14 protein-coding genes are annotated in these 13,354 nt (G+C 52.7%); 7 read left to right on the top strand and 7 right to left on the bottom strand.

The genetic code is table 11. The features are described from left to right. Nucleotide 1: 1 nt before the first annotated feature. From ribD to pgpA, 5 genes are all read left to right on the top strand, one after another. Nucleotides 2–1,105: a bifunctional diaminohydroxyphosphoribosylaminopyrimidine deaminase/5-amino-6-(5-phosphoribosylamino)uracil reductase RibD gene (gene ribD / locus FEK66_RS01990; protein WP_135494299.1), complete on the top strand. Its 1,104-nt coding sequence runs from the start codon at nucleotides 2–4 to the stop codon at nucleotides 1,103–1,105. An 88-nt stretch (nucleotides 1,106–1,193) separates the two neighbouring features. Further along, nucleotides 1,194–1,664: a 6,7-dimethyl-8-ribityllumazine synthase gene (gene ribE / locus FEK66_RS01995; protein ID WP_001021161.1), complete on the top strand. Its 471-nt coding sequence runs from the start codon at nucleotides 1,194–1,196 to the stop codon at nucleotides 1,662–1,664. 19 nt (nucleotides 1,665–1,683) lie between these two features. Beyond that, nucleotides 1,684–2,103, top strand: a complete 420-nt coding sequence (nusB, locus tag FEK66_RS02000; protein WP_000801121.1) for a transcription antitermination factor NusB — start codon at nucleotides 1,684–1,686, stop codon at nucleotides 2,101–2,103. 78 nt (nucleotides 2,104–2,181) lie between these two features. After that, entirely contained in the window at nucleotides 2,182–3,159 is a 978-nt protein-coding gene (gene thiL, locus FEK66_RS02005; RefSeq protein WP_135494297.1) for a thiamine-phosphate kinase, read from the top strand. Then, entirely contained in the window at nucleotides 3,137–3,655 is a 519-nt protein-coding gene (gene pgpA / locus FEK66_RS02010; RefSeq protein ID WP_130223239.1) for a phosphatidylglycerophosphatase A, read from the top strand. Before thiL ends, pgpA begins: the two co-directional genes overlap by 23 nt. Nucleotides 3,656–3,708: 53 nt before the next feature. On the opposite strand, the gene yajO is transcribed toward pgpA, so the two are convergent. Genes yajO through xseB form a run of 4 tightly spaced genes read right to left on the bottom strand, consistent with a single transcriptional unit; the run spans nucleotide 3,709 to nucleotide 7,766 of the window. Next, the gene (yajO, locus tag FEK66_RS02015) at nucleotides 3,709–4,683 is read right to left on the bottom strand and encodes a 1-deoxyxylulose-5-phosphate synthase YajO (protein ID WP_032082754.1); all 975 of its coding nucleotides are present in this window, start codon (nucleotides 4,681–4,683) and stop codon (nucleotides 3,709–3,711) included. Nucleotides 4,684–4,737: 54 nt separating this feature from the next. Continuing rightward, a complete protein-coding gene (dxs, locus tag FEK66_RS02020; protein WP_123178148.1) occupies nucleotides 4,738–6,600 on the bottom strand; it encodes a 1-deoxy-D-xylulose-5-phosphate synthase in 1,863 nt (620 codons plus the stop codon). 24 nt (nucleotides 6,601–6,624) lie between these two features. Further along, complete coding sequence (gene ispA, locus FEK66_RS02025; RefSeq protein WP_131160975.1) at nucleotides 6,625–7,524, bottom strand: (2E,6E)-farnesyl diphosphate synthase; 900 nt, start codon at nucleotides 7,522–7,524, stop codon at nucleotides 6,625–6,627. Next, nucleotides 7,524–7,766: an exodeoxyribonuclease VII small subunit gene (gene xseB, locus FEK66_RS02030; RefSeq protein WP_001124935.1), complete on the bottom strand. Its 243-nt coding sequence runs from the start codon at nucleotides 7,764–7,766 to the stop codon at nucleotides 7,524–7,526. Before xseB ends, ispA begins: the two co-directional genes overlap by 1 nt. A 205-nt stretch (nucleotides 7,767–7,971) precedes the next feature. Here xseB and thiI point away from each other — a divergent pair, with 205 nt between their 5' ends. After that, a complete protein-coding gene (gene thiI, locus FEK66_RS02035; RefSeq protein WP_000668682.1) occupies nucleotides 7,972–9,420 on the top strand; it encodes a tRNA uracil 4-sulfurtransferase ThiI in 1,449 nt (482 codons plus the stop codon). 53 nt (nucleotides 9,421–9,473) lie between these two features. Here thiI and yajL read toward each other — a convergent pair whose 3' ends face one another. Both yajL and panE read right to left on the bottom strand, forming a co-directional pair. Continuing rightward, the gene (yajL, locus tag FEK66_RS02040; protein ID WP_135494295.1) at nucleotides 9,474–10,064 is read right to left on the bottom strand and encodes a protein deglycase YajL; all 591 of its coding nucleotides are present in this window, start codon (nucleotides 10,062–10,064) and stop codon (nucleotides 9,474–9,476) included. Then, nucleotides 10,027–10,938, bottom strand: a complete 912-nt coding sequence (gene panE / locus FEK66_RS02045; RefSeq protein ID WP_130206244.1) for a 2-dehydropantoate 2-reductase — start codon at nucleotides 10,936–10,938, stop codon at nucleotides 10,027–10,029. The genes yajL and panE overlap by 38 nt, the downstream gene beginning before the upstream one ends. A 167-nt stretch (nucleotides 10,939–11,105) precedes the next feature. Between panE and yajQ the strand changes: the two genes are divergently transcribed. After that, nucleotides 11,106–11,597 (top strand): nucleotide binding protein YajQ, encoded by a 492-nt coding sequence (yajQ, locus tag FEK66_RS02050; protein WP_001138904.1) that lies wholly within the window; start codon nucleotides 11,106–11,108, stop codon nucleotides 11,595–11,597. 127 nt (nucleotides 11,598–11,724) lie between these two features. On the opposite strand, the gene FEK66_RS02055 is transcribed toward yajQ, so the two are convergent. Then, nucleotides 11,725–13,089, bottom strand: coding sequence for an MFS transporter (locus FEK66_RS02055; RefSeq protein ID WP_130206246.1), 1,365 nt, complete (start codon nucleotides 13,087–13,089; stop codon nucleotides 11,725–11,727). Nucleotides 13,090–13,354 lie beyond the last annotated feature (265 nt).

A 13,354-nucleotide genomic window follows, 5' to 3' on the forward strand; every position in this document is an offset into this window, starting at 1 on the left:
CGTGCAGGACGAGTTATACATGGCGCGGGCGCTAAAGCTGGCGCAACGAGGGCGCTTCACCACTCACCCTAACCCGAATGTCGGTTGCGTCATTGTGAAAGATGGCGAAATTGTCGGTGAAGGTTACCATCACCGCGCGGGCGAACCGCATGCAGAGGTACACGCGTTGCGCATGGCAGGTGAAAAAGCCAAAGGCGCAACGGCGTATGTGACACTCGAACCTTGTAGTCATCATGGTCGTACGCCACCGTGTTGTGACGCATTAATTGCTGCTGGCGTGGTGCGCGTTGTGGCTGCGATGCAGGACCCTAATCCGCAGGTCGCTGGGCGTGGACTTTACCGTTTGCAACAAGCTGGCATTGACGTCAGCCACGGCCTGATGATTAGCGAAGCCGAGCAATTGAATAAAGGCTTCCTCAAGCGCATGCGCACCGGCTTTCCTTATATACAGTTGAAACTCGGCGCGTCGCTAGATGGCCGCACTGCGATGGCCAGCGGTGAAAGCCAGTGGATCACTTCACCTCAGGCTCGACGCGATGTACAACGACTGCGCGCGCAAAGTCATGCCATTTTAACCAGCAGCGCCACGGTGCTGGCGGACGATCCAGCCTTAACGGTGCGTTGGTCTGAACTGGATGAACACACTCGGGCGCTCTATCCGCAACAAAATCTCCGTCAGCCGGTACGTATTGTGATTGATAGCCAAAATCGCGTGACGCCGGAACACCGCATCGTGCAACAGCCGGGCGAAACCTGGTTCGCGCGTACGCAGGAAGATTCTCGTGAATGGCCGGAAACGGTGCGTACTTTGCTGATTCCAAAGCATAAAGGTCATCTGGATCTGGTTGTGCTGATGATGCAACTCGGCAAGCAACAGATTAACAGTATCTGGGTGGAAGCGGGGCCAACGCTCGCTGGCGCATTGCTACAGGCGGGTTTAGTCGATGAGCTGATTGTCTATATCGCACCTAAACTATTAGGCAGCGACGCCCGCGGATTATGTACGCTGCCGGGGCTTGAGAAATTAGCCGACGCGCCCCAATTTAAATTCAAAGAGATACGTCATGTAGGCCCGGATGTTTGCCTGCATTTAGTGGGTGCATGATCTCCCGGCTCGAAAGGGAAGCAGCGCACGAAATATTATGCTAAAATCCGCCCCCCTGCGGGGCCATACTCGAACCCGAAGGAAGAAAATGAACATTATTGAAGCTAACGTTGCTACCCCGGACGCTCGCGTCGCCATCACCATTGCGCGTTTCAACAACTTTATCAATGACAGCCTGCTGGAAGGTGCAATTGACGCACTGAAACGTATCGGTCAGGTAAAAGATGAAAATATTACCGTTGTTTGGGTGCCTGGTGCCTATGAGCTGCCGCTGGCGGCGGGTGCACTGGCTAAAACCGGTAAATACGACGCGGTGATTGCGCTGGGGACGGTTATTCGTGGTGGCACTGCCCACTTTGAATATGTCGCTGGTGGTGCAAGCAACGGCCTGGCGCATGTTGCCCAGGACAGCGAAATTCCGGTTGCTTTTGGGGTTTTGACCACTGAAAGCATTGAACAAGCGATCGAACGTGCTGGCACCAAAGCTGGTAACAAAGGTGCAGAAGCTGCACTGACCGCGCTTGAAATGATTAATGTATTGAAAGCCATCAAGGCCTGAAATTAGTAAGGGGAAATCCGTGAAACCTGCTGCTCGTCGCCGCGCTCGTGAGTGTGCCGTCCAGGCGCTCTACTCCTGGCAGTTGTCCCAGAACGACATCGCTGATGTTGAATACCAGTTCCTGGCTGAACAGGATGTAAAAGACGTTGACATCCTGTACTTCCGTGAGCTGCTGGCCGGGGTGGCGACTAACACCGCATACCTCGACGGACTGATGAAGCCATATCTGTCTCGCCTGCTGGAAGAGCTGGGCCAGGTAGAAAAAGCGGTACTGCGCATTGCGCTGTACGAGTTGTCTAAACGTAGCGATGTGCCGTACAAAGTGGCCATTAACGAAGCGATCGAACTGGCGAAATCGTTCGGCGCAGAAGACAGCCATAAGTTCGTCAATGGCGTACTGGATAAAGCAGCACCTGTGATTCGCCCTAACAAAAAGTGATATCCAGGCCGGCAGAGTAACGGAAAAACAGTTCCGCACTCGCCGGCCTTTTCTTTTTTACCTGCTGAGGCATAACGTATGGCATGTGGCGAGTTCTCCCTGATTGCCCGTTATTTTGACCGTGTAAGAAGCTCTCGTCTTGATGTCGAACTTGGCATTGGCGACGATTGCGCACTTCTCAATATCCCCGAGAAACAGACCCTGGCGATCAGCACTGATACGCTGGTGGCGGGCAACCATTTCCTCCCTGATATCGATCCTGCGGATCTGGCATATAAAGCACTGGCGGTAAACCTAAGCGATCTGGCAGCGATGGGCGCCGATCCGGCCTGGTTGACGCTGGCATTAACTTTACCGGACGTAGACGAATCGTGGCTTGAGTCCTTCAGCGACAGTTTGTTTGAGCTCCTCAATTATTACGATATGCAACTCATTGGCGGCGACACCACGCGTGGGCCATTATCAATGACGTTGGGTATCCACGGCTTTGTTCCGATGGGACGAGCCTTAACGCGCTCTGGGGCGAAACCGGGTGACTGGATTTATGTGACCGGTACACCGGGCGATAGCGCCGCCGGGCTGGCGATTTTGCAAAATCGTCTCCACGTGGCGGATGGCAAAGATGCTGACTACTTGGTCAAACGTCACCTCCGTCCGTCGCCGCGTATTTTACAGGGACAGGCATTGCGCGATCTGGCAAATTCAGCCATCGATCTCTCTGATGGTCTGATTTCCGATCTCGGGCATATCGTGAAAGCCAGCGACTGCGGCGCACGCATTGACCTGGCGTTGTTACCATTCTCTGACGCACTTTCACGTCATGTTGAACCGGAACAGGCGCTGCGCTGGGCGCTCTCTGGTGGCGAAGATTACGAGTTGTGTTTCACTGTGCCGGAACTGAACCGTGGCGCGTTGGATGTCGCTTTGGGACATCTGGGCGTACCATTTACCTGTATCGGGCAAATGACCGCCGATATAGAAGGACTCTGTTTTGTTCGTGACGGCGAACCTGTCACGTTAGACTGGAAAGGATATGACCATTTTGCCACGCCATAAAGATGTCGCGAAAAGTCGCCTGAAGATGAGTAATCCGTGGCATTTGCTTGCCGTCGGATTCGGAAGTGGATTAAGCCCGATTGTTCCTGGCACGATGGGATCGCTGGCGGCGATTCCGTTCTGGTATCTGATGACCTTTTTACCCTGGCAGCTTTATTCGCTGGTAGTCATGCTTGGGATCTGTATTGGCGTTTATCTTTGTCATCAGACCGCGAAAGATATGGGCGTGCACGATCATGGCAGCATTGTCTGGGACGAATTTATCGGCATGTGGATCACTCTGATGGCGCTGCCGACTAATGACTGGCAGTGGGTCGCCGCCGGGTTTGTGATTTTCCGTATTCTGGATATGTGGAAACCGTGGCCGATCCGCTGGTTTGATCGCAATGTACATGGCGGCATGGGGATCATGATCGACGATATTGTCGCCGGGGTGATTTCCGCAGGCATCCTGTACTTTATCGGTCATCACTGGCCGTTGGGTCTTCTGTCATAGTTTTGCACCAGAGCCTGATGTGACGCTTGTTGCGTCTTATCAGGCCTGCATACCTATTTAAATCCCACTATCGGATGCGGTTTATAGGGTGTCTCCAGTTCGGCAATCTGTTCCGGTTTCAACGTGATATCTACCGCGTTTAGTAGTTCATCAAGCTGTTCTTCCCGCGAAGTTCCGATAATCGGCGCGGCAATGCCCGGCTTACTCAACAACCAGGCCAACGCAACTTGTGCTCGTGTCGCACCAAGTTCTTCACTGACGCCCGTTAACCGCTCTGCGATCTGCGCGTCATTTTCATCGCTTTCTTTATAGAGATTTTTCCCAACCTCATCAGACACCAGCCGTGCAGTGGTTTCTCCCCACGGACGAGTCAGACGTCCCCGTGCCAGCGGGCTCCACGGAATCACCGCCACGCCCTCCTGATAACACAGCGGCAGCATCTCACGTTCTTCTTCGCGATAAATCAGATTGTAGTGATCCTGCATACTGACAAACTGCGCCCAGCCGTGCTGTTTTTGCAGTTCCAGCGCCTGAGCAAACTGCGAGGCGTGCATTGATGACGCGCCGATATAACGCGCTTTCCCGGCTTTTACCACGTCGTTCAGGGCTTCCAGCGTCTCTTCGATCGGCGTGTTGTAATCCCAGCGATGAATTTGCAGGATATCGACATAATCCATGCCGAGACGGCGCAGGCTGTCGTCGATAGAGCGTAAAATTTGCGCACGGGATAATCCTTCCGGTAAATCACCAACGCGATGGAACACTTTGGTGGCAACGACCACGTCTTCACGACGGGCGAAATCCCGCAGTGCGCGACCGACGATCTCTTCGCTGCTGCCGTCAGAATAACTGTTGGCGGTATCAAAGAAATTTATGCCGCCTTCCAGCGCGCGTTTAATGATGGGACGGCTGCTCTCTTCCGGCAGTGTCCATGCGTGATTACCGCGATCTGGCTCGCCAAAGGTCATACAGCCGAGGCAAAGTCGGGAAACGCGAAGGTCGGTTTTTCCTAAGGGGTTGTATTGCATGCTGCCACTCCTGCCATGAATAATTTCTTAAGCATAGCAGGAGTGGAGTAGGGATTATGCCAGCCAGACCTTGATTTTGGCTTCCATACCGGCGGCATCGAGGCCGAGTTCGGCGCGCATTTCTTCCTGAGTTCCTTGCGGAATAAAGAAATCCGGCAGGCCAATGTTCAGCACGGGTACTGGTTTACGATGGGCCATTAGCACTTCGTTCACGCCGCTGCCTGCACCACCCATAATGGCGTTTTCTTCAACGGTAACCAGCGCCTCATGGCTGGCGGCCATTTCCAGAATTAACGCTTCATCAAGCGGCTTCACAAAACGCATATCGACCAGCGTAGCGTTCAGCGATTCGGCGACTTTCGCCGCTTCTGGCATCAGCGTACCAAAGTTAAGGATCGCCAGTTTCTCGCCACGACGCTTCACAATGCCTTTGCCAATTGGCAGTTTTTCCAGTGGCGTCAGCTCCACGCCGACCGCGTTGCCGCGCGGGTAGCGCACCGCTGACGGGCCATCGTTATAGTGATAGCCGGTATAGAGCATCTGGCGACATTCGTTTTCATCGCTCGGGGTCATAATGACCATTTCCGGAATGCAGCGCAGGTAAGAGAGATCAAAAGCACCCTGATGGGTTTGACCGTCAGCACCAACAATGCCCGCACGGTCGATGGCGAACAGGACCGGAAGCTTTTGAATTGCCACGTCATGCAGCACCTGATCATAGGCGCGTTGCAGGAAGGTGGAGTAGATCGCGACAATGGGTTTGTATCCACCAATCGCCAGACCCGCAGCAAAGGTCACTGCGTGTTGCTCGGCAATCGCCACGTCGAAGTAGCGATCCGGGAATTTACGTGAAAACTCGACCATGCCGGAGCCTTCACGCATCGCCGGAGTAATCGCCATCAGCTTGTTGTCTTTCGCTGCCGTTTCGCACAGCCAGTCGCCAAAGATTTTTGAATAGCTTGGCAAACCGCCACTACTTTTCGGCAAACAACCGCTGGAGGGATCAAATTTAGGTACAGCGTGGAAAGTGATTGGGTCTTTCTCTGCCGGTTCATAACCACGACCTTTTTTGGTCATGATATGCAGGAACTGCGGGCCTTTCAGGTCGCGCATGTTCTTCAGTGTGGTGATAAGCCCCAGCACATCGTGACCGTCAACCGGGCCGATGTAGTTAAAGCCCAGCTCTTCAAACAATGTGCCAGGCACTACCATGCCTTTAATATGTTCTTCGGTACGTTTGAGTAGCTCTTTAATTGGCGGCACGCCAGAGAAAACTTTTTTCCCGCCTTCGCGCAGCGAAGAGTAAAGCTTACCGGAAAGCAGCTGCGCCAGATGGTTGTTGAGCGCGCCAACATTTTCGGAAATCGACATTTCATTGTCGTTGAGGACCACCAGCATATCAGGACGGATATCGCCCGCGTGATTCATCGCTTCAAACGCCATGCCAGCGGTAATCGCGCCATCGCCAATGACACAGACGGTGCGGCGATTTTTGCCTTCTTTCTCGGCAGCAACCGCAATACCAATTCCGGCACTGATGGAGGTTGATGAATGCCCGACGCTTAATACGTCATATTCGCTTTCGCCGCGCCACGGGAACGGGTGCAGGCCGCCTTTCTGACGGATGGTGCCGATTTTGTCGCGGCGTCCGGTCAAAATTTTATGCGGATAAGCCTGATGCCCCACATCCCAAATCAATTGGTCAAACGGGGTGTTGTAGACATAGTGCAGCGCCACGGTCAGTTCGACCGTGCCCAGCCCGGAGGCGAAGTGCCCGCTGGAACGGCTCACGCTGTCGAGTAAATAGCGGCGCAGTTCGTCGCAGAGTTTCGGTAAACTCTCTTTTGGCAACAGTCGTAACTCCTGGGTGGAGTCGACCAGTGCCAGGGTCGGGTATTTGGCAATATCAAAACTCATCAGGGGCCTATTAATACTTATTGTTTATTTATTACGCTGGATGATGTAGTCCGCTAGCGCTTCCAGTGCCGAGGTATCGAGTGACTGTTCAGCCAGTTGTTTCAGCGACTGACGGGCATCGTCGATCAGATCCCGGGCTTTCTTCCGGGCTTGCTCAAGACCCAGAAGTGCAGGGTAGGTACTTTTACCAAGTTGCTGGTCGGCACCCTGGCGTTTTCCCAACGTTGCAGTATCTCCCACCACATCCAGGATGTCATCCTGAACCTGGAAGGCAAGGCCGATGCTCTCTGCGTACTTGTCGAGTACTGGCAGAGCATGACGTCCTTTATCTCCGGCGCTTAATGCACCAAGGCGAACGGCGGCGCGAATCAATGCGCCGGTTTTATGACGATGAATACGCTCGAGTGCGTCCAGAGGTACGTGTTTGCCTTCCGCATCTAAATCTAATGCCTGACCACCGCACATTCCGGCAATACCGCTGGCGCTCGCCAGTTCAGAAATCATCGAAATCCTGTCGCGGTCCGACACTTCCGGCATATCGGCATCGCTTAAAATCGAGAACGCCAGCGTTTGTAAAGCGTCGCCAGCGAGAATCGCGTTCGCTTCGCCAAACTTCACATGACAGGTCGGCAAGCCGCGACGCAGATCGTCATCATCCATTGCCGGTAAATCATCATGAATTAATGAGTAAGCGTGGATACACTCTACGGCGGCGGCGGGTGCGTCCAGAGTATTCAGACTTACGCCGAGCATTTGACCGGTGGCATAAACCAGGAAAGGTCGCAGGCGCTTACCACCTAATAATGCGCCATACTGCATGGTTTCTACCACGGGAGTGTTCTGAAAGGGCAGTGGGGCGATAAAACGGCTCAGCGCCTGGTTGGCCTGCTTAACGCAGGCTTCGAGTTGCTGCGGAAAGTCCATTACTCATTGTCCGGTGTAAAAGGGGTTAGAGAGGCGTCTTCATTGTCAGACAGCAGAATTTGTACGCGTTGTTCGGCTTGTTGTAATTTGGCCTGCCCCTGACGTGCCAGCTGCACGCCGCGTTCGAACTCGTTCAGCGCCTCTTCCAGCGGCAGGTCGCCACTTTCCAGGCGGGTTACAATCTGTTCCAGCTCGCTCAGCGCCTTTTCAAAGCTGGCGGGCGCCTCATTTTTCTTCGGCATAATGAATGTCTGACTCTCAATATTTTTCGCCCCGTCATGGTAACGGACTCAGGGCAAATAGCAAATAACGCGCAATGGTAAGGTGATGTGCGCAGCAAAGCGATGTTAGTGGTATACTTCCGCGCCTGGATGCAGCCGCAGGTGTGGGCTGCTGTATTTTTCCCTATACAAGTCGCTTAAGACTTGCCAACGAACCATTGCCGCCATGAAGTTTATCATTAAATTGTTCCCGGAAATCACCATCAAAAGCCAATCTGTGCGCTTGCGCTTTATAAAAATCCTTACCGGGAACATTCGTAACGTTTTAAAGCACTATGATGAGACGCTCGCTGTCGTCCGCCACTGGGATAACATCGAAGTTCGCGCGAAAGATGAAAACCAGCGTCTGGCCATTCGCGACGCCCTGACCCGTATTCCGGGTATCCACCATATTCTCGAAGTTGAAGACGTGCCGTTTACCGACATGCACGATATTTTCGAGAAAGCGTTGGTTCAGTATCGCGATCAGCTGGAAGGCAAAACCTTCTGCGTGCGCGTGAAGCGCCGCGGTAAGCATGATTTTAGTTCGATTGATGTGGAACGTTACGTCGGCGGCGGTTTAAATCAGCATATTGAATCCGCGCGCGTGAAGCTGACCAATCCGGAAGTGACTGTCCATCTGGAAGTGGAAGACGATCGTCTGCTGCTGATCAAAGGTCGCTACGAAGGTATTGGTGGTTTCCCGATCGGCACCCAGGAAGATGTACTGTCGCTCATTTCCGGCGGTTTCGACTCCGGTGTATCCAGCTATATGTTGATGCGTCGCGGCTGCCGTGTGCATTACTGCTTCTTTAACCTCGGCGGCGCGGCGCATGAAATCGGCGTTCGCCAGGTGGCGCATTATCTGTGGAACCGCTTTGGCAGCTCCCACCGCGTGCGTTTTGTCGCTATTAATTTCGAACCGGTCGTCGGGGAAATTCTCGAGAAAATCGACGACGGTCAGATGGGTGTTATTCTCAAACGTATGATGGTGCGTGCCGCGTCGAAAGTGGCTGAACGTTACGGCGTACAGGCGCTAGTCACCGGCGAAGCACTGGGTCAGGTGTCCAGCCAGACGCTGACCAACCTGCGCCTGATTGATAACGTCTCCGATACGCTGATCCTGCGTCCGCTGATCTCTTACGACAAAGAGCACATCATCAACCTGGCCCGCCAGATTGGCACTGAAGACTTTGCTCGCACTATGCCGGAATATTGCGGTGTGATCTCCAAAAGCCCGACGGTGAAAGCGGTTAAATCGAAGATTGAAGCGGAAGAAGAGAAGTTCGACTTCAGCATTCTCGATAAAGTGGTTGAGGAAGCGAATAACGTTGATATCCGCGAAATCGCCCAGCAGACCGAGCAGGAAGTGGTGGAAGTGGAAACCGTCAATGGCTTCGGTCCGAACGACGTGATCCTCGATATCCGTTCTATCGATGAACAGGAAGATAAGCCGCTGAAAGTTGAAGGGATTGATGTGGTTTCTCTGCCGTTCTATAAACTGAGCACCAAATTTGGCGATCTCGACCAGAACAAAACCTGGCTGCTGTGGTGTGAGCGCGGGGTGATGAGCCGCCTGCAGGCGCTCTATCTGCGCGAGCAGGGCTTTAACAATGTGAAGGTATATCGCCCGTAATTTGTGGTTTTTACGTCGCATCTGGTCAGATGCGACGTTTGCCGCATCCGACACTACTCGTAATAATTATAAATTCCTGCCGCCATCACCAGTTGTGATGCCACTTCATGGGCTTTTTCACGTCCAACCAGCAAGTCAATAATTTTCAGACCAAAGTCGATAGCTGTACCCGGCCCCTGGCTGGTCAGCAATTTTACTCGTGCATCCCAGACGACGCGCTTGTCCTGCCATTGTTCGGCGGGAATTTTATCTTTCAGCGTCGGGAAGCCGGTCATATTGCCAATCGGGAAGATATCGTGCGGCACCAGCACGGTGGCTGGCGCGGCGCAAATAGCCGCGACGATACGCCTGGAACGGTGGAACTGTTTAACAGTTTCAACCAGCAGAGTGCTATCGCGAAAACATTCCGCGCCTTTAATGCCACCAGGCAGCACAATCACGTCATATTCGCCATCGGCAACTTCGACCAGCGGCGCATCCGCCAGCAGCTTCACGCCGCGCGAGCAGGTAATTGCCAGGTTGCCATCGCTGGCGACGCTGGCAGTGGTGACTTTGATCCCGCCGCGAACCAGCAGATCGATAGTGGTGACGGCTTCAGTCTCTTCACTACCAGGGGCGAGGCAAACCAGTGCCGATGCGCTCATATTCACTCTCCTTTCTTTTTACCATTTCAAACAGGCGGGTGTTTTCCGGTACGGCAATCCCATGCGCGCGGGCGCGACGTAAGAGAAAACCATTGATATAGTCGATTTCAGTGTGGCGCAGCGCGTGGATATCCTGCAACATCGACGAGATATTTTCCGCTGTGGCATCAATCACCTGCATCACGTAATCACGCAAATCTTCCGCTGAAGTATGATGCCCTTCGCGTTCAATCACTGCCGCGACTTCTTCGCATATCTGCATAATTTCTTGCGGATGATGACGTAATTCACCGTTCGGGCAATTCCAGATGGCGGTTAGTGGATTAATCACACAGTTGACTGCCAGCTTGCGCCACAGCTCGGCGCGAATATTGTTATGCCACGCGACGTCAGGTAACACGGTTTGTAAAATATCCGCCAGATAACTGTAATCGCCGTCCTGTTGCCGTGCCGGACCAATATGCGTGATACCGTTTGCCACATGAATAATGACATTTCCGTCGCGGCGCGCCGCATGGGTGGTCGTGCCCATCAGTAACGGCTGCTCAATGCTTTGCAACTCTTCGATGGTACCCATGCCGTTGTGAATTAACAGTATTGGCGTGGTTACAGGCAGTGTGGACGCCAGACTTTTGACGGCATCGGAAACCTGCCAGGCTTTCAGAGTCACCAGTAACAGGTCGCTGGTGGCCAGAAAATCGGGATCGTTAGCGGTCAGAGACTCGTTAAATATCGAACCGTCAGTCTCAACCAGATTCACGCTACAATAAGGTTGCGGTACGCGCAGCCAGCCCTGAACTTCGTGACCCTGTTTGCAAAGTGCTGTAAGCCATAATTGCCCTAAGGCACCGCATCCCAATACGGTAATTTTCATTGTTCCTCCTCACCCGCAACCACTCCGGGTGTTCAATAAGGCTATCCCTTAATTGTGCATGCTGTTGCGACTATGCACAATTAAGGGATACGTCCTGGTGCAGGACTGTTGGTTATTTAACTTTGCAGGTATTATGCTTCGCATCAAAAATGAAGGGAGAGGAAAAGATGCCATCTTTCGATATTGTTTCTGAAGTTGATCTTCAGGAAGCGCGTAACGCGGTCGATAACGCGAGCCGCGAAGTGGAGTCCCGTTTTGACTTCCGTAACGTTGAAGCCTCATTTGAGCTGAACGACGCCAGCAAAACCATCAAAGTGTTGAGCGAGTCCGATTTCCAGGTCAATCAGTTGCTGGATATTCTGCGTGCCAAGCTGCTGAAGCGCGGCATTGAAGGCAGTTCGCTGGATGTACCGGAAAATATCGTTCATAGCGGTAAAACCTGGTTTGTGGAAGCGAAACTGAAACAGGGCATTGAGAGCGCGACCCAGAAGAAAATCGTCAAGATGATCAAAGACAGCAAACTGAAAGTGCAGGCGCAAATTCAGGGCGATGAGATCCGCGTAACGGGTAAATCTCGTGATGATTTGCAGGCTGTCATGGCGATGGTACGCGGTGGCGATCTCGGTCAGCCGTTCCAGTTCAAAAACTTCCGCGATTAATCGCGACAACATGCGCTTTGTTCATGTCAGATGCGGCATGAACGCCTGATTCGGCCTACAAAGGTTTGTAACTCAGAAGCTTTGTAGGCCTGATAAGCGTAGCGCAGCAGGCAATTCGCCTCGTTTTTTATGCCTGACGAATTGCCTGTTCAACCTCAAAGCGATTCGTCACTTTGCTGTCGATTTTCACATAAGCTGAATGTTCTTCTTCTGCAATCAACACTTCTTTGACGCCTGCGGTTTCCAGTAAACGCACTTTTAACGCCTCGTTTGCGGCAATGTCCGCCGGGATTTCAATGCGCAAACTGCTAACATACGGCGGTTCTTTCATGGTACTGGCGACTGCCAGCCACACTGCTGCCAGCATTGCGCCAGCGAGAAATACGCCCTGACCGTCAAACATGCCGTCAATCCAGCCGCCCAGCGCACCGCCAATCGCCACGCCAAGAAACTGGCTGGTGGAGTAAACACCCATCGCCGTACCTTTGTAACCAGCTGGCGACTCTTTACTGATAAGCGAAGGCAGAAGGGCTTCCATCAAATTAAACGCCACAAAGAAAAGCTGCACGCCGACCACCAGTTGCCAGAACTGCGTTTGTGCGTTCCACAACACAATTTCCGCAACCACGATCAACCCGACGCAGAAGACAAAGACTTGCTTCATTTTGCGCTTAACTTCAGCGTAGATAATGAAAGGCACGACAGAGCCAAAGGCGATTAACATCGTTGCCAGATAGACCTTCCAGTGTTCAGCCGCCGGGAAACCCGCATCAGCCAGTTGCCCTGGCAGGGCAACAAACGTCGACATCAGCAGCATGTGCAGACACATAATGCCAAGGTTGAGTTTCAGCAGCCGCGGTTCTGCCAGCACTTTGCTGAAACTGCCTTTCACCATCCCGGATTCACGGTTGAGTACGTGCGTGCTGCTGTTAGGTACAACCCAAATGGTCAACGCAATGCCGATCGTTGCCAGAATAGCGATCATCCAGAACAGCGCGTGCAGCCCAAGTTTGTGAGTAATGATCGGGCCAAGCACCATCGCAATGGCGAAGGTAATGCCGAAGCTCACGCCAATAAACGCCATCGCTTTGGTGCGGTTTTGTTCGCGAGTGAGATCGGAAAGCAACGCCATAACGGCTGCGGCTATGGCGCCGGAGCCTTGTAACGCACGACCCAGAATGATTCCCCAGATGGAGTCAGAGAGCGCAGCAATAACGCTGCCGGCAGCAAACACTGCCAGTCCGCCGACAATTAATGGTTTGCGACCAATGCGGTCGGAAAGCAGGCCAAACGGAATCTGAAAAACGGCCTGGGTCAAACCATAAATACCAATGGCAATACCGATTAACGCTTCGCTGGCCCCTTGCAGTGCCATACCGTACGTAGTCAGAACCGGCAGTACCATAAACATGCCCAGCATGCGCAATGAAAATACGGTCCCTAAACCCCAGGTCGCGCGCCGCTCACCTGGCGTCATTTTATAATCGTTCATTACCACCTCTTAAAAAATTGCCCACATAGTGTAGTGCGGAGCGCATGTTGGGTAAACAGAGTGTTAATGAGTAAATATTACATAAGAGAGTGGTTTTTACGTCAGGTATGAGCTTCTTTCGTATTCTTGCCATTAATACTTTGTGCGTTAAATATAACAAATGAAAATCTCACATGATTTTATCCTCCAGGCAATGACATTATTTTTGGCTTTATTGAGTGGCATGTAACTTTTTATCAAAGGATGATGTTATTTTAACTCAATA

Source organism: Escherichia sp. E1130, from assembly GCF_005781065.1.
GTDB lineage: Bacteria > Pseudomonadota > Gammaproteobacteria > Enterobacterales > Enterobacteriaceae > Escherichia.